This window comes from Bradyrhizobium japonicum USDA 6 (genome assembly GCF_000284375.1).
Lineage (GTDB): Bacteria > Pseudomonadota > Alphaproteobacteria > Rhizobiales > Xanthobacteraceae > Bradyrhizobium > Bradyrhizobium japonicum.
Genome location: NC_017249.1, coordinates 563,567 through 583,584, shown reverse-complemented (window position 1 = coordinate 583,584; position 20,018 = coordinate 563,567). Strand labels below are relative to the sequence as shown.

The window sequence follows — 20,018 nt, the reverse complement described above, 5'->3', positions numbered from 1 at the left end:
GGAGCTAACCCGCCCGCTGCTTCTCATACGCCTTCAGATGGGTATACGCGATGCGCAGCTTCGGCACCGGCACCTTGGCGGCGTCGGCGCGCGCGATGAGATCGCCGATGACGTGATCGGCCTCGACCGGCAGGCCCGCCTTGATGTCGCGGAACATGGATGCCGTCATCGGCGATCCCTCGGTGGTGAGGTTGCCCTTCACGCGCTCGAAGAACGGGCCGCCCGGCGTGTAGCCCGACGCGGTGGCGATTGCGCTGGTCTCGTCCAGCATGCCGAGCAAAAAGTCCCTGCCGCCGGGGGCCGCGAGGATGTTGCCGACGGAGGTACGCATCAGGCTGGTGCTTGCGGCGAGCGAAGACAGGAACACCCACTTCTCCCACATGTCCTGCATGATGTCCTGGCTGGCGGCGGCGCCATTGATGCCGCTCTTGAAGGCCTCGTCGATCGCCTTGACCCGGTCCGAGAGCTTGCCGTCGCGCTCGCCATAACTGAGCGACTGCATCGGCTGGAGCTGCACCACTTCGCGCTTCTCGTTCAGGGTCGCCGCGATGGCGCAGAGGCCGCCGAGCACGCGCTCCTTGCCGAACTTTTCATCGAGCGTGTCGAGATGCTTCATGCCGTTGAGCATGGGAATGATCGCCGTATCAGGGCCGACGGCGGCCGCGAACGACTTGATGGCGTCGTCGAGGTCGAATGCCTTGCAGCTCAACAGCACGACGTCGAACTTGTCCTTGAGCGCGTCGGCTTGAACGGTCGGCGGATTCTTCAGTGTCACATCGCCGTTCGGGCTCTTGATGACGAGGCCGGCGCTCGCGAGCTCGCTGGCGCGGCGCGGCCGGACCAGGAAGGTGACGTCGCGGCCGGCCTGTAACAGCCTGCCACCAAAATAGCCGCCGATGGCGCCGGCGCCGACCACGAGGATACGCATGGGATTGTCCTAATTGTTGCTATTGGCGGCCTATCTATAGTCGTCATTGCGAGCGAAGCGAAGCAATCCAGAATGCTACCGCGATCACATTCTGTCGCCGGAGAACGAACGGACTACTTCTCCAGCACCATCTCCTCGACCTCGCGCAGCTGCTCCTTGCCGAAGAACATCTCGTTACCGACGAAGAAGGTGGGTGAGCCGAACGCACCGCGGGCAACGGCGTCGTCGGTGTTCTTGATCAGCTTGCCCTTGACCTCGGGCTCCTGGGCGCGGGCGAACAGTTTTTGGGCATCGAGGCCGGAGGACGCCAGCGCCTTCGCTGCGACTTCCGGGTCGTCCATCTTCTTCGGCTCGCGCCACATGTGGTGGAAGGCGGCCTCGACATATTTTTCGAACACGCCCTCGGCCTGTGCCGCGATCGCGGTACGCATCAGGTTCAGCGTGTTGACCGGGAAGAACGGATTCATGACATAGGGCTGGACCTTGAAGCGCTTGACGAAGCGCTCGGTCTCGACCGCCTGGAATTCGCGCTTGTTCTTGATGCCGGCGAGCGTCTCGGCCGGTGACTTGTTGTTGGTCGACTTGAAGATGCCGCCGAGCAGGATCGGCACGTACTCGAATTTGACGCCGATGCGCTGCTCGATCGCCGGGATCGCGAGATGACTGAGATAGGCGTTCGGGCTGCCGAAATCGAACAGGAATTGCGGGGCTGTGCGGGTCAAAATCGTTCTCCCTGACCTGGCTTTTGATCTGGCTTTTCACCCATTGTGCCGCAGCGTGCGCCACGGGTCCACCGTTTAATGATGGTCATAATATCTTGATGATCCGGTCAGATCAGACGCCGGATCGCGCGCCTGCGCCACACCGCGAGGTAATAGCCCATCTGCAAAACCAACATGGCGCAGAACACGATCGGATAGGCAGCCCACACGCCCTCAAGGCCGATCGCGCGGCTCAGGAACACCGCGGCCGGCAGCTCGATCGCGACAATGGCGAAGATCGAGAGCAGCATCGGCGTCAAGGCCACTCCGGCCGCGCGCATGGCTCCGGAAAACACGGTGGCAAGGCCGAACGGCACAGAGCTCCACAGCGCGATGTGAAGCAGTCCCCCGGCGAGATCGAGCACGGCACTGTCGGTGATGAAGAGGCCGAGCACGGGCCGCGGCGCCAGATAGATCAGCCCCACCAGCCCGCCGGTCAGGACGATGTTGAACATGAGGCCGGTGCGCACGATGCCATCGAGCAGCGTCCTGTCGCCGCCGCCGATGGCCTGTGCGCCGAGGATCGATACCGCGATCGAAATCGACATTGCCGTGAACTGCGTGTAGCCCATCACCTGGTTGACCGCGCCATATGCGGCGGTGGCATCCGATCCAAAGCCGTTGACGAGCCCGAGCAGCACCAGCTCGGCGATTGCCATCACCACCATGCCGACCGCGCTCGGCAGTCCGATGGCGAGGATCTTTCCGAGCACGGCACGATTGAGCCGCAGATGACGCAGCAGTGCGGCATCCGGTGCCAGCGCATGTTTCTTTCGCTGCAGATAGACGGCCAGCGCGGGCAAAGTCACTGCGTTGGCAATCGCGGCCGCCCAGGCCGGACTGGTGATGCCGGCGGCAGGTATCCCGAACGTGCCGCGGATCAGCATCGGCGTCAGCATCAGTCCGATGGTGGTCGACAAGGCCAGCGCCAGCAGCGGCGTCACGGCGTCGCCGACGCCGCGGATCATCGCCGTCATCAGCAGGAAGACGAAGCCGAGCGGCATGGTGAGCAGCATGATGCGTGCATAGGCACTCGCCTGGTCGAGGATGTCCGCTGGCGTCGCGAGCATCGTCATTAATTGCCGGCTGAAGAAGCCGCCGGCCAATGCAACCGAAAGCGAGAGCAGCAGGCCGATCGTGAGCGTCGTGCCGACGACGATTCTGATCCTGCCGTGCTCGCCCGCGCCAAAGGCCTGGCCGATCAGCACGGTGGCGCCGGTGCTCAGGCCCATGACGAAGGCGAACAGGAAGAACATCACCGGGAAGAACGCAGACACCGCGGCGAGCGCGTCGACGCCGATCATCTGGCCGAGATAGACGTTGCTGACGGTCCCGAACAGCGATTGCAGCGCGTTGCTCAGCACCAGCGGTGCGAGGAAGCGGAGGAATGTCGTCCAGAGCGGCTTTGGCGCGGACATGGATGGGCCTTTCATCAGGGCGTGCGAAGCCGTTGCCGCGCGATGCACGCGCGGCTTGGCCGTCGATGGGGTGGGAGAAAGTGCTGCGCCTACGCGCGGTCGCTGTAGGCGAGCTTGACGATGTGGTCGCGGACGTCGACCGGCCAGTCGGCGATCAGTCCAGTGAAGCGCCGCCGGTCATCCGCGAACAGGGCGCGTGAAGCTTCCTCGAACTGCGGCAGATTGCCCGCCATGGTCGACATGAAGTGATAGGCCGCATCGCGGGCCTGCCGCTCGCGGTCCTTGTCGCCGCTTACGCGTCTTGCCTCGTCGACGAGCTTCCGCAACGCGACCGAAGCGCCGCCCGGTTGCGCGTTGAGCCATTCCCAGTGGCGCGGGAGCAGCGTGACCTCGCGCGCGACCACGCCGAGCTTGGGCCGGCCGCGCCCGCGCGGCTCGCTCGGTGGCGCGGTCTCCTCGACCGGCGGCGGGACAAGCTTCGACACCCGCGCCAGCACCTCGCGATCCCCGCCGCGCAGATCGAAGTCGATCGATCGGCCCGTGTGGTCCTCGAAGATGATGATGGGCTCGTCCGGCGGCTGCGTGATCCGCTTGACGACCAGCGCGACCTCTCCTGCTGGCCCGGACGCCAGGCGGCGATGACCCTGGAAGGCCGTGAAAATCCGTTGCATTGAAATCATTGCCATATTGATGACGTTGGCCTCTTAATATCCGGGTAAATTCCTGGCGTCAATATACCCGGGTGAAATTATCCGTCTGGATGGCTCGACATTGCGTTCCCGGGCTGGCACGAACGGCGCGACCGACCGACCACGCCTAGCCTGGGGACCTCAACGATGCTGACCGTTCACCACCTCAACAATTCCCGCTCGCAGCGGGTGCTGTGGCTGCTCGAGGAGTTGGGCGTGCCCTACGAGATCGTGCGCTATCAGCGCCAGCCGGACATGCGCGCGCCGAAGGAGCTGCGCGCCATCCATCCGCTCGGCAAGTCGCCCGTCATCACCGACAACGGCAACACCATCGCCGAGTCAGGCGCGATCATCGAATATCTCATCGCCACCTACGGCAACGGCCGGCTGATTCCGCCGCCGAACACGCCGGAGCGGCTGCGCTTCACCTATTGGCTGCACTATGCGGAGGGCTCGGCGATGCAGCCGCTGCTGCTCAAGCTGCTGTTCACGCTGATGCCGAAGCGCGCACCCGCGCTGCTTCGCCCGCTGGTGCGCAAGGTCTCGAACCAGGCGCTCACCGCGCTGGTCAATCCGCAGCTCAAGCAGCACATGGATTATTGGGAAGGCGAGCTCGGCAAGAGCGAGTGGTTTGCCGGCAACGAGTTCACCGCCGCCGACATCCAGATGAGCTTCCCGCTCGAAGCCGCGCAAGCGCGTGGCGGACTCGAGCTCGGCCACCCCAAGGCGATGGCATTCCTGGAGCGCATCCACGCGCGGCCGGCCTATGCGCGTGCACTGGAAAAGGGCGGGCCGTATCAGGTGGGACGGTAAGTCTCTCTTCCGTCATTCCGGGGCGGTGCGCAGCACCGAACCCGGAATCTCGCGCCACAATCTCGAGATCCCGGGTTCGGCTCTTCGAGCCGCCCCGGGATGACGTCGAGTAGTCAGTCCGCGTGCAGCACGCGCCCGCGCGTCTCCGGCAGCGCGAAGGCGGCAATGAAGAACAGCGCGTAAGCCACCACTGCGAACATCGCGATCGCATTCGCGAGCGACGTCGTCGCCGAGAGCGCGCCGACCAGGAACGGAAACAGCGCGCCGATGCCGCGGCCGAAATTGTAGCAGAAGCCCTGGCCGGAGCCACGCAACCGCGTCGGATAGAGCTCGGTCAGGAACGCGCCGATTCCCGAGAAATAGCCCGAGGCGAAGAAGCCCAGCGGGAAGCCGAGCACCCACAGGATCTCGTTAGTCAGCGGCAGCTGCGTGTAGAGCAGCACCACGGCCATGGCGCCGATCGAGAAGATCAGGAACAGATTGCGCCGGCCGATGCGATCCGCGAGCCAGGCCCCGACGAGATAGCCGATGAAAGAGCCGATGATCAGCGTCGAGAGATAGCCGGTCGAACCGACGATCGACAGGTGCCGCTCCTTGGTCAGGAACTGCGGCACCCAGAAGGTGACGGCGTAGTAGCCGCCCTGGCAGCCAGTCGCCATCAGCGAGGCCAGGATCGTGGTCTTCAGGATCGGGCCGGAGAAGATTTCCCAGAGCGCCGGACGATCGCCGCTCGCGGCCTGCTTTGCGCGGGCCTCGGCCGCGATCTCGGGCTCGGTGACGGAGCGGCGGATGTAGAACACCAGCAACGCCGGCAGCGCGCCGATCACGAACATCCAGCGCCACGCCGTCTCGGCCGGTATCAGCGAGAACAGGATCGCCTGCGACAGCACCGCGAGACCCCAGCCGACCGCCCAGCCCGACTGCACCGAGCCGACTGCGCGTCCGCGATATTGCGGCCGGATCGCCTCGCCCATCAGCACGGCGCCCGCCGCCCACTCGCCGCCGAAGCCGAGGCCGAGCACGGCGCGTGCGATCAGGAGCTGGTCGAAATTCTGCACGACCGCGCAGACCAGCGAGAAGAACGAGAACCAGATGATGGTGATCTGGAGCGTCCTGACACGTCCGATATGATCGGAGAGGTAGCCGCCGAGCCAGCCGCCGATCGCGGAAGCCAGCAGCGTCACGGTGCCGGCGAGGCCGGCCGAGGCCGCATCGACCTTCCACAGCGCGATGATGGTGCCGATCACCAGCGGATAGATCATGAAGTCCATGCCGTCGAGCGCCCAGCCCGCGGCGCAGGCCCAGAATGTCCGCCGCTCCGGCGCGTTCATGTCGCGGTAGAAGGCGAGAAGGCTGGTGTCTTCGATCTCCGCGCGCTCAATGCGCTGGGTCGGATCGGCTGTGCTCATGTGCGTTTCCCCGGCGGTCCCTTAAAGCTGCGCGGTGGTAGCACGCGGGGCAGCCCGCGCAAGCAGCCGCGCGCTCCCGTGCCATGCAACGGCGCGACTACTGTCCCGCGGCTTCCGCGCCGCGGGTACGCGGATCGGGCGCGCCGAGTGGCCCGTTCGGCGTCATCATAATCGAATTGGCCGAGGTCTGTCCCATCGGCTCGACGATGAGGTGATCCATCGCCTTCAGCTCGAACAGCACATCGCCGGGAAAGCCGCTCTCGACGCGCACCTCGTCCGGCAGCCATTGGTGATGCAGCCGTGGCGCAGCGACGGCGGCGGCCACATCCATCTTGTAGTCGAGCACGTTGACGATGACCTGGAGCACGGTCGAGATGATGCGGCTGCCGCCGGGCGAACCCGTCACCAGCACCGGCTTGCCGTCCTTGAGCACGATGGTCGGGGACATGGAGGACAACGGCCGCTTGCCGGGCCCGGGCAGATTGGGCTCGAAACCGACGAGGCCGTAGGCGTTGGAAGCGCCGACCGCCGCGGTGAAATCGTCGAGCTCGTTGTTGAGCAGCACGCCGGTTCCGTCGGCAACGAGGCCGACGCCATAGCTGAAATTCAGCGTGGTGGTGTTGCTGACGGCATTGCCGCCGGCATCGACGACGGAAAAGTGCGTGGTGTTGGTGCCCTCGCGCGGCGCGGGAGGGGCGGAGACGAGCTGCTTCGACGGCGTAGCGCGCTCCGTGGAGATGCCGGCCCGGAGCTTGGCGGCGTAGTCCTTCGCAGTGAGCGTCTCGATCGGTGCATTGACGAAGGCGGGATCGCCGAGATAGCGCGCACGATCCGCATAGGCGCGCTTCATGGCTTCGATCAGCAGATGCAGCGAAGCGGGCGACCCCTGTTTCAGATCGGCCAGTTGAAAGCCCTCGAGGATGTTGAGCGTCTCCACCAGCACCACGCCGCCGGATGAAGGCAGCGGCATCGAGACAATGTCGTAGCCGCGATAGGTGCCGCGCACCGGGGCACGGATCACCGCAGAATAGGATTTCAGATCGGCCGGCGTCATGATCCCGCCGGCGTCAGCCACGGCCTTGGCGAGCTTGTCCGCGACCGGCCCCTCATAGAAGCCGCGTGGCCCCTGTGCAGCGACGGCCGACAGTGTTTCGGCGAGATCGCTCTGGACCAGCCTGTCGCCTTCGCCGAGCGCCGTGCCGTCGGGGCGCGAGAAGATCTTGGCCGACGACGGCCAGCGCGCCAGCCGCCGGTGCCAACCCGGCAGCGTGTCGGCAATGTCGTCGGTGACGACAAAACCGTCGCGGGCGAGCGCAATCGCGGGCTCGAGCAGCTGTGCTAGCGTAAACCGGCCCGAGCCGTATTTTTCCAAGGCCAGCGCAAGACCTGCGACGGTGCCGGGCACGCCGACGCCGAGCGCGGAATCCCGCGACTTCGCCGCATCGGGCTTGCCGTCAGCGCCGAGGAAGATCTGCGGGGTGGTCGCGGCCGGCGCGGTCTCGCGATAGTCGATCGTGATGTCCTCGTTGCGCTCGGCCGAATGGATCACCATGAATCCGCCGCCGCCGATATTGCCGGCGCGCGGATACGTCACGGCCATCGCAAAGCCGGTGGCGACCGCGGCATCGACCGCGTTGCCGCCGAGGCGCAGGATGTCGGCGCCGACTTGCGCCGATATTCTTTCCTGCGCCACCACCATGCCGTGCTCGGACGGAACGGCGTGCACCGTGTCGAGCGCGGGTGGGACATAGGTCCGCCGCGCATCCTGTGCGGCCGCAGGCGCAAGACCAAACGCCAGAGTGGCAACGAAGGCGAAAAATGTCCGCCGTGTCGAATATGACGACATACCAAGCTTCCGTCGTGGCCTCGGGCCGGTTCACACGCGTCGCTTCAATGCTATACGGTTTGCCCTTACAGAGGCAAAACTGTTCGTGATGGGGACTGGAATATGACGACGATCGCCCCGGATGCGCGCTTGGCCGGCGCGCAGCGGACCTATCCGCCGCGCGCCGCCATCATCAGCTGGATTTTTTTCGACTGGGCCGCGCAGCCTTATTTCACACTGATCACGACCTTTGTTTTCGCACCCTATTTCGCCACCAGCATTGCGCCAGATCCCGCCACCGGCCAGTCCTTGTGGGGCTTTGCGATGGCGGCCGCGGGCCTCGCGATCGCGCTGATGTCGCCGGTGCTCGGCGCCATTGCCGATGCCTCGGGCCGCAGGAAGCCGTGGATCGCGGGATTCGGCGCGCTGCTGGTGCTGGCGGCCTGCTCGCTCTGGATCGGCAAGCCCGGCGATCCCGCCATCATTCCGCCGCTGCTCACCGCGGTCGCGCTCGCCAGCGTCGGCGCGGAATTCGCCACCGTCTTCAACAACGCGATGATGCCGACCCTGGTGCCGCCCGAGCGGATCGGCCGGCTCTCCGGCACCGGCTGGGCCACGGGTTACATCGGCGGCATCGTCAGCCTCGTCATCGTGCTCGGCTTCCTTGCCGCCAATCCCGAGACCGGCCGCACGCTGCTCGGCTTCAGGCCGCTGTTCGGGCTCGATCCGGTCAGCCATCAGGGCGATCGCATCGTGGGACCGCTGACCGGGCTGTGGTTCATCATCTTCGTGACGCCATTGTTCCTGTTCACGCCGGATTATCCGGCGAAGCTCCCGGTGCGCGAGGCGCTGCGCGAGGGATTGTCGGATCTCAGGCAATCGATCAAAGGTCTGCCGCAGCGGAAATCGCTCGCGGCATTCCTGCTCGCCAACATGATCTACACCGACGGCCTGGTGTCGCTGTTCGCGTTCGGTGGCATCTATGCCGCCGGCACCTTCGGCTGGCACACGATCCAGATCGGCACCTTCGGCATCATGCTCGCGATTGCCGGCGCCCTTGGCGCATGGCTTGGCGGCAAGCTCGACGATCGTCTCGGGCCGAAGCGCGTCATCGCCGGCAGCCTGCTTGTTCTGTTGCTGGCGGTGGCGGCGATTCTTCTGGTCGACAAGGACAGTGTCCTGTTCGTCAAGGTCGCGCCGCCTCTTCCGGGCGCGCCCTTGTTCTCGAGCGCGGCCGAGCGCGCTTATCTCGTTTTGGGTTGTCTCATCGGCGCTGCCGGCGGACCGCTTCAGGCCGCCTCGCGCACGCTGCTGATCCATCTCGCGCCGAAGGATCGTATCGCGCAGTATTTCGGCCTGTTCGCGCTGACGGGGAAGGTAACGTCCTTCATCGGCCCGCTGCTGATCGGCATGATCACCGCGGTGACGGCGAGCCAGAAGGCCGGCATGGCCGTGCTGGTGGTGTTTTTCGTCGCCGGGCTGGGGCTGTTGATGCGGGTGCGGGATTAGCTGCGCTACGCGATCTCACCTCCGTCATTGCGAGGAGCGAAGCGACGAAGCAATCCAGACTTCCTCCGCGGAAAGATTCTGGATTGCTTCGCTGCGCTCGCAATGACGGAGTAGATGGAATCGTCGTAGCTCTGGCAGTGCGCTCCGCCGCTCGACTCAGTGCCTGAAGTGCCGCGTGCCCGTGAACACCATGGCGATGCCGTGCTCATCGGCGGCCTTAATCACCTCGTCGTCGCGCATGGAGCCGCCGGGCTGCACCACGGCGGTGGCGCCGGCCTCGATGCAGGCGAGCATGCCGTCGGCGAACGGGAAGAACGCATCCGACGCCACCACCGAGCCCTTGGTGAGCGGCTCGGCGAGCTTGAGCTCATTGGCTGCGTCCTGCGCCTTGCGCGCCGCGATCCGCGCTGAATCCACCCGGCTCATCTGGCCCGCGCCGATACCGACGGTGGCGAGATCCTTGGCGTAGATGATGGTGTTGGACTTGACGTGTTTTGCCACGCGGAACGCGAATTTCAGATCGCGCATCTCGGCGTCGGTGGGCGCACGCTTGGTCACGACCTTGAAGGTCATGTCGTCGACCACCGCGTTGTCGCGGCTTTGCACGAGAAGACCGCCGGCCACCGTCTTGGCGGTGAGGCCAGGCGCGCGCGGATCGGGCAGGCTGCCGGCGAGCAGCAGGCGGAGGTTCTTGCGCGCGCCGATGATCGCGATCGCCTCCTCGCTGGCATCGGGCGCGATGATCACCTCGGTGAAGATCTTTGTGATCTCGCGCGCGGTGTCGGCGTCGAGCGCGCGATTCATCGCGATGATGCCGCCGAAAGCCGAGGTGGAATCGCAGGCGAGCGCCTTGCGATAGGCGCTGACGAGATCGGAGCCTTCGGCGACGCCGCACGGATTGGCGTGCTTGACGATGACGCAGGCCGCGGTGCGCTTGGCGTCGAACTCGCCGATGCACTCATAGGCCGCATCGGTGTCGTTGATGTTGTTGTAGGAGAGCTCCTTGCCCTGGAGCTGGCGCGCGGTCGAGACGCCCGGCCGCTTGTCGGGCGTCGCATAGAACGCCGCGGTCTGGTGCGGGTTCTCGCCATAGCGCAGCGACTGGATCAGTCTGCCGCCGAAGGCGCGGAAGTCGGGTGCGTCGATTTCGAGCTGGCGGTTGAACCAGTTCGAGATCGCGGCGTCATAAGCGCCGGTGCGCGCATAGGCCTTTGCGGCAAGCCGCCGGCGCAGCTTCAACGTCGTCGATCCGTTGTTGGCGGCGAGCTCGTCGAGCACGGCCTTGTAGTCCTCGGCCTCGACCACGACGGCGACGTCGTCATGGTTCTTCGCCGCGGCGCGGATCATCGCGGGGCCGCCGATGTCGATGTTCTCGATGCAATCCTCGAAGCCCGCGCCTTTGTCGACGGTGGCCTCGAACGGATACAGGTTGACGACCAGGAGATCGATCGGCGCGATGCCGTGCGCCTTCATGGCGTCCGCATGTTCCTTGTTGTCGCGGATCGCGAGCAGGCCGCCATGCACCTTCGGATGCAGCGTCTTGACGCGGCCGTCCATCATCTCGGGGAAGCCGGTGAGTTCGGAAACGTCCTTCACCTTGAGGCCGGCTGCGGCGATCGCCTTGGCGGTGCCGCCGGTCGAGACCAGCTCGACATCGTGCGCGGCAAGCGCCTTTGCGAACTCGATCAGGCCGGTCTTGTCGGAGACGGAGAGAAGAGCACGGGTGACGCGGCGGGGATGGTCAGTCATGAGCAAGATCCTCTGTCTTAAGGAGTGTCTATGCCCAGGCGCGCGGCTTCTGTATCCCGCGCTTCCCGATGGTGCTCCATCCAAGGTCGCCAGTCGCGCGAGCGAGGGCTCGATAGCAGCTTTCGGCCGTTTTCACAACGATGAGATGGGGCCGAATCGTGCGCGTTTACAGCGGAAGTTCCGGCTCGCGCCGGGCGTTGCGGCGGGCATTGGTGACCGCCGGCGAAGCGGTGGAGCGGACGAAGCTCCAGCGGATCGACGGCGCCTGCCGCGCATCCTGCCGGATCACGATCTGCGCGGTTCGGCGCGGGCCGTCATTGCCGGCCAGGAACACGCTGTCCTCGAGATCGACCTTGTCGTCGAGCGCCTCGAAGGTCCAGACGTCGCGGTTGGGCAGCACCAGCATGACACCGCGGGCATCCGACAGCCGGCTTGCTTTCACCGCCGGATGCAGATGGAAGCGTAGTGCGAAATCCGCGTCGGCGCCCTTGAAGCGTCCGCCCTGCGGCGGCGACAGCGTGTCCTCGCCGTCGATGCGTGCGCCGTCATTGGCGACCATCAGCACGCGGCGATGGATCGCGCCGAATTTCGCGAGATAGCCGTCATGCGAGGTCGTGAGCAGCGTGCCGTTCTGAACGATCTCGCGATAGCTCTCGACCTCGACGGGGCCGCTGGTGACGGGCGAGCCGTGCAGGAGGCGCTTCATCGCCGACATCTCGACGAACTGGCATGAGGACGTCTCGTGATAGGTCAGCGTCGAATGCGCCGCGGTGCCGCGTGCGAACGGCCGCCAATTGTCGCGGCCCGTGGTCGGCATGCCGCAATTGGTGACGATGCGGCTGATGCCGGAAGACAATTCGAACGACAGGCAGCCGGCATGGGCGTCGTGGCTGACGCCGGCCGGCGGCGGCGGGCCGGTGTCGATGATCAGCGTGGTCTGGCCGGCGTCGAGGCGCTGGAAGCCGGTATGCGGCATGTTCGCCATCGGCGCGCCGTGGGTGTCGTCATAGGCGAGCAGCGTGGCGAGCAGATCCGAGGGCGTCGCGCTCATGCCGTTGAAGAGCGCGAAATTGCCGTCGCCGTGCCGGAAGAAGCGCAGCATCGGCATCATGCGGTCGATCGCGTTGAGCAGCGCCGGCGGCGGCGCGATGTTGCGCGCGGCAAAGGTCTGCCGCAGCGGCAACAGGTCGATCAGGAGCTCGATCAGCGCGCCCGGATTGCGCGAGATGTGGCCGCCGTCGGGCAGGATCTGCCGCTGCAACTCGTCCGAGAGCTTTTTCGACGCGCTGCGGATCTGTCGCGCCTGGTTGGCAAGGCACAGCGCCGCGTAGCACAGCGCGATCAGCACCTGGAGCTTCGGCACCCCGTCGGGAATGTTGACCATGGTGTAGCGCAGGAGACGGATCTCCCGCGCCAGCGCCCGCAGATAGCGGCGGTAGAATTTGTTGTCGGTGTCGTTGAGCACCAGCGGCGCCTGCGACAGCAGCGAGATCACACGCCGCGCCAGCACGTCGGCACGCCGCGCGACGGCGCGGCGCTTGTTGGCGGGGTTGGCGATCCAGTCCTCGACCAGCGCGCGCGCATTGGCGCGCGTCAGCGCGGTGTCGGCGGCGCGCAGATGGCGCAGCCAGCCGAAGCCGAGCAGCGCGACCTCCCAGTCTTCCGACGGCGGTTCGAGATCGAAGATCGAGCGGCCGTGGCAATTGACGATCTTGCCGGCGAAGACGAAGCGGCCGGCATAGATCTCAGCGGCGCGGGTCGCATCCGCCGTGCGCAGGTCATGCGGCGCGATGATCAGCCGGTCGGTACGGCCGGGCCAGACCCGCGACAGCGCAACGGAACCGCCGCTCGCGCGCGCGAGCATGTTCCGCGCGAAGCGGTTCATCACCAGCGTCGAGATACGTCTGCGTTGAGCGACCGACACGCCTTGCCTTGAAGGGGGAGAGGATTAACGACGAATCCTTCTTAATCCCAAAATCGGACCTCTGACACCATCTTGAAGCGTCGCGAATCAGCGCCGGCGCAAAAACCGGTGCAAAATCAGGATTTAACGAGCCGGGCTGCGTAGAAACCGTCGAGCCCGCCGAGCTTGGGATCGGCGTTCGGCAGGTGGCTGGGCAGCGTGCGCAGGTCGCCCTCCGCGGTGATGATCTCGCTGAGTCCAGAGACCTCGGAAGCTTCGATCGGCACACGGCGCAGGCTACCCTCCGTGGCCAGCAGCGCCGCGATCGCCTGCTCGCCCTCTTCGGGTTCCAGCGAACAGGTGCAGTAGACCAGCGTCCCGCCCGGCTTGAGCAGCGAGACGGATTTCTTCAGCAGCCGCCCTTGCAGCGCGGTCAGGGCGGCGACGTCGGATTCCTGCTGGAGCCACGCGACGTCGGGATGGCGCCGGATCGTGCCGGTCGACGTGCAGGGCGCGTCGATCAGGATGCCGTCAAAACCCTCGGCAGGGCCGGCCCATTCCACGGCGTCGGCGACGACGGTCTCGGCCTGGAGCGACAGCCGCGTCAGATTCTCGCGCAGACGCGCCACCCGGGCGGGTGAGCGGTCGATCGCCGTGACATGCGCGCCGGCCTGTGCCAGTTGCGCGGTCTTGCCGCCCGGGGCGGCGCAGAGATCGGCAACGGCCTTGCCCTTGATGTCGCCGAACAGCCGCGCCGGCAGCGCCGCGGCGGCGTCCTGCACCCACCATTGTCCTTCGGCAAAGCCCGGCAGCACCGTCACCGAGCCGTGCAGCAGCATCCGCACCGTGCCGGTCGGCAGCGTCTCGCCATGCAGGCGGCTCGCCCATTGCGCGGCGTCCGATTTCACGGTGAGGTCGAGCGAGGGCTCGTGGCCGAGCGCCAGCGCCATGTCCCTTGCGGTTGCCTCGCCGTAATGCGCGCTCCAGCGCGCGAGCAGCCAGGGCGGCAGGTCCAGCGATTGATTGGCAACTTCATCCACCAGCGCCTTGCCCTCGCGCGCGCAGCGGCGCAGCACGGCATTGACGAGGCCGGCATAACGCGCGGCACGCCGGTCGGATTGCACGAGGCGGACGGAGAGATCGACCGCGGCGTGATCGGGCACGTCCATCCAGAGGATCTGGGCGGCGCCGATCAGAAGTGCGCTCTGCGCGCGCGGCGCTTCGGAGGGAATGCCCTTGTCGAGCAGGCGGGACAGCACATGGCCGAGCGTGCCGAGCCGGCGCAGCACGGTCGCGACCAGGCGGCGCATCAGCGCGCGGTCGCGGTCGGCGAGCGTCTTCAATCCGGGATGGGCACCGCTGCCGTCGAGCTGATCGTCAAGGGTGCGGTGCTTGTGCAGCACGCCGTCGACGATGTCGGCGGCAATCCGCCGCGCCGCGAGACCGGGCACTTCGGACGGAGGAGCGAAACGTTGAGATGGCATGCGGACGCAAGGTTCTGAGCGAGCGGCAGTTCCGCCGCAATGGGCGCATGCCTCGAGAGAGCTATCTCTGGCACGCGAATATGCCAAATGTAAGAATGGCCTCTCGCGTTTACAGCCTGCCATGACCATCTCAGCAATGCGTTATTGGACGTCGCGCACCCCGTGATCCTGCGCTAGGAACCACCGAGATGAGTGACCAGCCCCCCGTTCCCGATCGCAAGCCGCTCCCTCCGGCCGCCCAGCGCGCGCTGGCCGAGGCCGAGGCGCGCCGGCAGGCTGCTGCCGCCCACGACGCGGCGGCGCCGAAGGAATTGCAGGGGCCGAAGGGACCTGAGCCCACCCGCTATGGCGATTGGGAGCGTAAGGGCATCGCGTCGGACTTTTGAGGCTGGCTTTTGAGGCGATCTTGCCGGATCGCCCGACTCAGCCCTAGCGTGCGCGGATGCCGCGTTTCGATCCCAGCCATTCATACCGGCCCTCATACAGTGGTTCGCCGTTCGGCCGTCACTTCTCGGGGCTGTTGCCGTGGATGTTCGTGGTCGCAATCGTGGTGGCCGTCGTGCTTACGTTCCGGCACGGGATGAACTGGCCCTTCCCGCATGCAATCGACGGTCAATCGCGAGATGCCCAGATCATTTTGCAGCAGGCCAATCCGGACCTCCGTCAGCCGGTCGACGTCATTCGCACGATCGACGGCGATACCTTTCTCGCTCGCGTGCACCAGCGCGACGGACGCGTTCTCGTTGCGCGCGTTCGCCTGCGCGGTATCGATGCGCCGGAGATGAAGGCATCCTGCCAGGATGAATTGGACAAGGCTCAAGCGGCGACCGGCGCGCTGCGCGATCTGCTCGGCCAGGGCGGCGTGACGATCACCAATCTCGGCCCCGACAAATACGGCCGTGTTCTCGCCAACGTTGCGACAAGGCGAACTGCGGACGTATCTGCCGCGTTGCTCGCGGGCGGTTACGCGCGGAGCTACAACGGCGGCCATCGCGACGGCTGGTGCGCGCGCGGCTGGCGCTTCTGGTAATAAAAAAGCCGCGTCGAAAGACGCGGCTCTTGCTTGCCTGATCCCCGCGGTCAGCGCGTCACGACCACCGTCGTGCCGACCGAGACGCGGCTGTAGAGGTCGGTGATGTCGTCGTTGAGCATGCGGATGCAGCCATAGGAGACGAAGCCGCCGACCGAGCCCGGCACATTGGTGCCGTGGATCGCATATTCGCCGCCGGCCAGCGTCATCGCCGCAACGCCCATCGGGTTGCGCGGTGAGCCGCCTGGAATGACGTCGGGGATGCTGGGCTTGTCGCGCTTCACTTCCGCAGGCGGCGACCAGGCCGGGTTGAGATATTTGCCGTCGATGCGGGTGGTGCCGGCCCATTGCTTGCCGGACTTGCCGACGCCGACCGGGTAGCGCACGGCGTGGCCGTTATCGAGGATGAGATAGAGCCGCCGCTCGTTGGTTTTGACCACGATGGTGCCCGGCGAATAGTCGGCCAGGTGCGCTCCCACCATTTCCGGCCGCGCCTGCGCCGCCGTCGACATCAAGACCCCGGCCCCAATGGTGGCGGCGAGCGCCACAGCAATTCTTACCGACATCAATTTTTCCTCTGCCCCGAACGGATCGTCCAAAACTACGCAGCACCGGCAATTGCCCGCTTGCCCGGATATTCTTAACCGCGCCTGTTAACCGGATGGTTTCCACGCGCGGCCGCCAAGGGCCCGCCAGCACGCGGAACAAAGAAAATGTTCGAAATAAAGTAAATGACAAGAAAACAACACTTGGCTGGAAAGACGCGGGCGCGGCGGATCGCGTCCTGACAAGTGCGTGAGGGTGTGAATGGCCGTTATTTCGCCGGGACTCTGTGTCCCGGACGCGCTGCAGCGCAGAGCCGGGACACAGGGGGCCACACGCTCTGCCGTTGGATCGGCCCCGGCTCTGCGGTGCACCGCTGAAGAAGCGCTGCGCTGCGTCCGGGGCACGAGGGCGTGCCTTACGCCGACTTCTTGTTCTGCCGGTTCTTGACGAGGTCGTCGACCACGGCCGGATCGGCGAGCGTCGAGGTATCGCCGAGGCTGCCCGGCTCGTCCTCGGCGATCTTGCGCAGGATGCGGCGCATGATCTTGCCGGAGCGGGTCTTGGGCAGGCCGGGCGCGAACTGGATCTGGTCGGGCGAGGCGATCGGACCGATCTCCTTGCGCACCCAGGTGACGAGCTCCTTGCGCAGATCTTCGGTCGGCTCGACGCCGGCCATCAGGGTGACATAGGCGTAGATGCCCTGGCCCTTGATGTCGTGCGGGAAGCCGACCACCGCGGCCTCCGACACCTTCTCATGCGCGACGAGCGCGCTCTCGACCTCGGCGGTGCCCATGCGGTGGCCGGAGACGTTGATGACGTCGTCGACGCGGCCGGTGATCCAGTAATAGCCGTCGGCATCGCGCCGGCAGCCGTCGCCGGTGAAATACTTGCCCTTGTAGGTCGAGAAATAGGTCTGCTCGAAGCGGGCATGGTCGCCATAGACCGTGCGCATCTGACCCGGCCATGACCGCGTCAGGCAGAGATTGCCTGATGTCTCGCCGTCCAGCACCTTGCCGTCGGCATCGACGATCTCAGGCACGACGCCGAAGAACGGCTGCGTCGCCGAGCCCGGCTTCAGCTTGGTCGCGCCCGGCAGCGGCGTGATCAGGATGCCGCCGGTCTCGGTCTGCCACCAGGTGTCGACGATCGGGCAGCGATCGTCGCCGACGACGCGATGATACCACTCCCAGGCTTCCGGATTGATCGGCTCGCCGACCGAGCCGAGCAGGCGAAGCGAGGCGCGCGACGTCTTCTTCACCGGCTCGTCGCCGCTCTGCATCAGCGCGCGGATCGCGGTCGGCGCGGTGTAGAAGATGTTGACCTTGTGCTTGTCGATGACGTTCCAGAAACGGGAATTGTCCGGATAATTCGGCACGCCTTCGAACATCAGCGTGGTCGCACCGTTCGCCAGCGGCCCGTAGAGGATGTAGCTATGTCCGGTGACCCAGCCGACGTCGGCGGTGCACCAGTAGATGTCGCCGTCGTGATAGTCGAAGACGTATTGATGCGTCATCGCGGCGAATACGAGATAACCGCCCGAGGTGTGCAGCACGCCCTTGGGCTGGCCGGTCGAGCCCGACGTGTAGAGGATGAACAGCGGATCCTCGGCGTGCATGTGCTCGGCCGGGCATTCCGTCGTCACCATCTTGGCGGCGTCGTGATACCAGAGATCGCGCGACGGATTCATCTCGACCGCGCCGCCGGTGCGCTTGACCACGACGACCCAGTCGACGCCGTCGGCCTTGGCGAGCGCCGCGTCGACATTGGCCTTCAGCGGCACCTTCTTGCCGCCGCGCAGACCTTCGTCCGCGGTGATGATCACCTTGGACTGGCAGTCGTTGATGCGCTGGGCGAGGCTGTCCGGCGAGAAGCCGGCGAACACCACGGAGTGGATCGCGCCGATCCGCGCGCAGGCCAGCATCGCGTAGGCCGCTTCCGGAATCATCGGCAGGTAGATGGTGACGCGGTCGCCCTTCTTGACGTTGCGGGTGCGCAGGATGTTGGCCATCCGGCAGACCTCGTCGTGCAGCTCCTTGTAGGTGATGTGGCGGGACTGCGAGGGATCATCGCCCTCCCAGATGATCGCAGTCTGGTTGGCGCGCTTGTGCAGGTGCCGGTCGATGCAGTTCCAGGCGACGTTGAGGACGCCGTCCTCGAACCATTTGATCGAGATGTTGCCGGGCGCGAAGGAGACGTTCTCGATCTTCGTCGGCGCGTGCATCCAGTCGATGCGCTTGGCCTGCTCCGCCCAGAAGGCGTTCGGGTCCGAAATCGAGCGGGCGTACATGTCCTTGTACTTGGCTTGGTCGATCCAGGCGCGCTTGGCCCATTCCGCGGGGACGTCGTAGGTCTTCTCGGACATGCTTCCCTCCAGATACGGCAAGCCGAGCCCAGGTGACTGGCGAGCCGACGTCATCATTGAACCGATTATGCGTCCGCCTAACCGGACCCGACAAGGAGCACAAGCTGGACCTTCGGCGAGCGGCCGGCCATGCGGAAGATCAACGCCGCCTGGCGCGACTGTCGCAGATCTGAAACAGGCCGGCGCGGCTTTCCAGGTCTTTACCAAGACGCCGGAATAGGCCCGTGCAGGGCGCCCATGCGCCGCAGGAGGTATTTAGAAACCGCATGTCACTGATTCGGGACTCGCAATGCGGTTCGGAACACCCTAAGTGGCTAACCCGGGTCCCCAAAGACCGTCCAAGAGACCCTCCAGGAGACCTTGGAACAAAAATCAGAACAGCGGCATTGACCGATAACAGACAGGGCTAAGGCTTAAGACTATGATGGATCAGCAGAATCTCGGGACGATGCGGCTCGCTTCGGCCGATCCTGCTGCTGTCGCGCTGGCCAAAGCCCTCGGACAATGGCCGAAACCCGCCGGTTCGGCCCGTCTCAGCCCGAAAAAGGTCTTCGATAGCGCGCCCGCCGCGACGGTCGAGGCGCTCGCCAAGGAGCTGGGGCTGCGGCTCGGCGACCAGAACGAGCTGACCATCCGCCGCATCAGGCGCGGCAAGGGCTATTCCTTCGTCCGCCCCAATGGCGCGCATATTCGCGACGCCCGCACCATCCGCAGGCTGCACGCCATGGCGGTGCCGCCGGCCTATCGCGAGGTGCGTTACTCGGCCGATCCGAGCTCGCATCTCCAGGCGGTGGGACGCGATGCCGCGGGCCGGCTGCAATACCGCTATCACGCCGATTGGGAAAAGGTCCGCGAGCACCGCAAGGCGCACCGGCTGGAAAAGCTCGTCGGCGCGCTGCCAAAGATCCGGCGCAAGGTCTCGGCGTTCCTGTCGGGTGACGAGCCGACGCGCGAATTCGCACTCTCGGCCGTGATCGAGCTGATCGCACGCACCGCGATCCGTCCCGGCAACGAATCCTATGCCCGCCTCAACGGCACCCGCGGCGCCACCACGATGTTGAAGTCGAACGTTACGCTCGATGACGATTCCTTCGTGCTGACCTTCAAGGCCAAGGGCGGCAAGGCGGTGCGCAAGGAGTGCGACGCGGCCAAGCTGGTACGCGCCATCGGGATCCTCAACGGCGTTCCCGGCAAGCGCATGTTCCAGTATCGCGACGCCTACGGCATCGTGCGCGCGGTCAGCACCACGCAGGTAAACGCGTTTCTGCGCGAGATCGCCGGCATCAAGATTTCGCTGAAGGATTTTCGCACGCTGATGGCGTCCGCGGTCGTGGTGGAATCGCTGTCGCGGATCACACCGGCGAGCAGCCAGCGCGGCCGCAAGAAGCAGGTGCTGGACGCCATCCGCGCCGCAGCCGACAAGCTCTCCAACACGCCGGCGATCTGCCGCAAGAGCTACGTCCACGACACCATCGTCACCGCCTTCGAGGACGGTATCCTCGAACGCTTCGCCGCCACCATGAAGGGCCAGCGTTCGCAGGCCAGGCGCGAGCAACTCTTGCAGCAGGTGGTGGCGACCGCGGCGGTGTGAT

At 65.8% G+C, this 20,018-nt stretch carries 16 protein-coding genes and 1 riboswitch; of the genes, 5 read left to right on the top strand and 11 right to left on the bottom strand.

Annotation, left to right across the window (positions count from 1 at the left end; genetic code table 11):
• Positions 1-4: 4 nt before the first annotated feature.
• From panE to BJ6T_RS02685, 4 genes are all read right to left on the bottom strand, one after another.
• On the bottom strand, positions 5-928 hold the full coding sequence (gene panE / locus BJ6T_RS02700) for a 2-dehydropantoate 2-reductase (protein WP_014490753.1): 924 nt from the start codon (positions 926-928) through the stop codon (positions 5-7).
• A gap of 113 nt (positions 929-1,041) precedes the next feature.
• Entirely contained in the window at positions 1,042-1,650 is a 609-nt protein-coding gene (locus BJ6T_RS02695; protein ID WP_014490752.1) for a 2-hydroxychromene-2-carboxylate isomerase, read from the bottom strand.
• Positions 1,651-1,757: 107 nt separating this feature from the next.
• The gene (locus BJ6T_RS02690; protein WP_014490751.1) at positions 1,758-3,107 is read right to left on the bottom strand and encodes an MATE family efflux transporter; all 1,350 of its coding nucleotides are present in this window, start codon (positions 3,105-3,107) and stop codon (positions 1,758-1,760) included.
• A gap of 89 nt (positions 3,108-3,196) precedes the next feature.
• Positions 3,197-3,778 (bottom strand): DUF2239 family protein, encoded by a 582-nt coding sequence (locus tag BJ6T_RS02685; RefSeq protein WP_014490750.1) that lies wholly within the window; start codon positions 3,776-3,778, stop codon positions 3,197-3,199.
• 165 nt (positions 3,779-3,943) lie between these two features.
• Between BJ6T_RS02685 and BJ6T_RS02680 the strand changes: the two genes are divergently transcribed.
• A complete protein-coding gene (locus BJ6T_RS02680) occupies positions 3,944-4,609 on the top strand; it encodes a glutathione S-transferase family protein (RefSeq protein ID WP_014490749.1) in 666 nt (221 codons plus the stop codon).
• A gap of 113 nt (positions 4,610-4,722) precedes the next feature.
• On the opposite strand, the gene BJ6T_RS02675 is transcribed toward BJ6T_RS02680, so the two are convergent.
• Positions 4,723-6,018: an MFS transporter gene (locus BJ6T_RS02675; RefSeq protein WP_014490748.1), complete on the bottom strand. Its 1,296-nt coding sequence runs from the start codon at positions 6,016-6,018 to the stop codon at positions 4,723-4,725.
• A 97-nt stretch (positions 6,019-6,115) separates the two neighbouring features.
• On the bottom strand, positions 6,116-7,864 hold the full coding sequence (ggt, locus tag BJ6T_RS02670) for a gamma-glutamyltransferase (protein ID WP_014490747.1): 1,749 nt from the start codon (positions 7,862-7,864) through the stop codon (positions 6,116-6,118).
• 102 nt (positions 7,865-7,966) lie between these two features.
• On the opposite strand from ggt, the gene BJ6T_RS02665 reads away from it, so the two are divergent.
• Complete coding sequence (locus BJ6T_RS02665) at positions 7,967-9,352, top strand: MFS transporter (RefSeq protein WP_014490746.1); 1,386 nt, start codon at positions 7,967-7,969, stop codon at positions 9,350-9,352.
• 156 nt (positions 9,353-9,508) lie between these two features.
• Here the strand turns inward: BJ6T_RS02665 and purH are convergent, their stop codons facing one another.
• From purH to BJ6T_RS02650, 3 genes are all read right to left on the bottom strand, one after another.
• A complete protein-coding gene (gene purH, locus BJ6T_RS02660) occupies positions 9,509-11,101 on the bottom strand; it encodes a bifunctional phosphoribosylaminoimidazolecarboxamide formyltransferase/IMP cyclohydrolase (protein ID WP_014490745.1) in 1,593 nt (530 codons plus the stop codon).
• Between the two features lie 25 nt (positions 11,102-11,126).
• A riboswitch (ZMP/ZTP riboswitch) is annotated at positions 11,127-11,208 on the bottom strand.
• A 59-nt stretch (positions 11,209-11,267) separates the two neighbouring features.
• A complete protein-coding gene (locus BJ6T_RS02655; protein WP_014490744.1) occupies positions 11,268-12,986 on the bottom strand; it encodes a heparinase II/III family protein in 1,719 nt (572 codons plus the stop codon).
• Positions 12,987-13,141: 155 nt separating this feature from the next.
• Positions 13,142-14,488, bottom strand: coding sequence for an RsmB/NOP family class I SAM-dependent RNA methyltransferase (locus tag BJ6T_RS02650; protein ID WP_028169692.1), 1,347 nt, complete (start codon positions 14,486-14,488; stop codon positions 13,142-13,144).
• A 188-nt stretch (positions 14,489-14,676) separates the two neighbouring features.
• Here BJ6T_RS02650 and BJ6T_RS02645 point away from each other — a divergent pair, with 188 nt between their 5' ends.
• Together BJ6T_RS02645 and BJ6T_RS02640 are read left to right on the top strand one after the other, a co-directional pair.
• Positions 14,677-14,874, top strand: a complete 198-nt coding sequence (locus BJ6T_RS02645) for a DUF1674 domain-containing protein (RefSeq protein WP_014490742.1) — start codon at positions 14,677-14,679, stop codon at positions 14,872-14,874.
• A gap of 56 nt (positions 14,875-14,930) precedes the next feature.
• Positions 14,931-15,518 carry a thermonuclease family protein gene (locus tag BJ6T_RS02640; protein WP_014490741.1) on the top strand — a complete coding sequence of 196 codons (588 nt, stop codon included), beginning with the start codon at positions 14,931-14,933 and terminating at the stop codon, positions 15,516-15,518.
• A 50-nt stretch (positions 15,519-15,568) separates the two neighbouring features.
• On the opposite strand, the gene BJ6T_RS02635 is transcribed toward BJ6T_RS02640, so the two are convergent.
• Both BJ6T_RS02635 and acs read right to left on the bottom strand, forming a co-directional pair.
• Positions 15,569-16,084 carry a L,D-transpeptidase gene (locus BJ6T_RS02635; RefSeq protein ID WP_014490740.1) on the bottom strand — a complete coding sequence of 172 codons (516 nt, stop codon included), beginning with the start codon at positions 16,082-16,084 and terminating at the stop codon, positions 15,569-15,571.
• Between the two features lie 395 nt (positions 16,085-16,479).
• Positions 16,480-18,426 (bottom strand): acetate--CoA ligase, encoded by a 1,947-nt coding sequence (gene acs / locus BJ6T_RS02630; RefSeq protein ID WP_014490739.1) that lies wholly within the window; start codon positions 18,424-18,426, stop codon positions 16,480-16,482.
• Positions 18,427-18,847: 421 nt separating this feature from the next.
• Between acs and BJ6T_RS02625 the strand changes: the two genes are divergently transcribed.
• Positions 18,848-20,017 (top strand): DNA topoisomerase IB, encoded by a 1,170-nt coding sequence (locus BJ6T_RS02625; protein ID WP_028169691.1) that lies wholly within the window; start codon positions 18,848-18,850, stop codon positions 20,015-20,017.
• The last annotated feature ends 1 nt before the right edge of the window (position 20,018 follow it).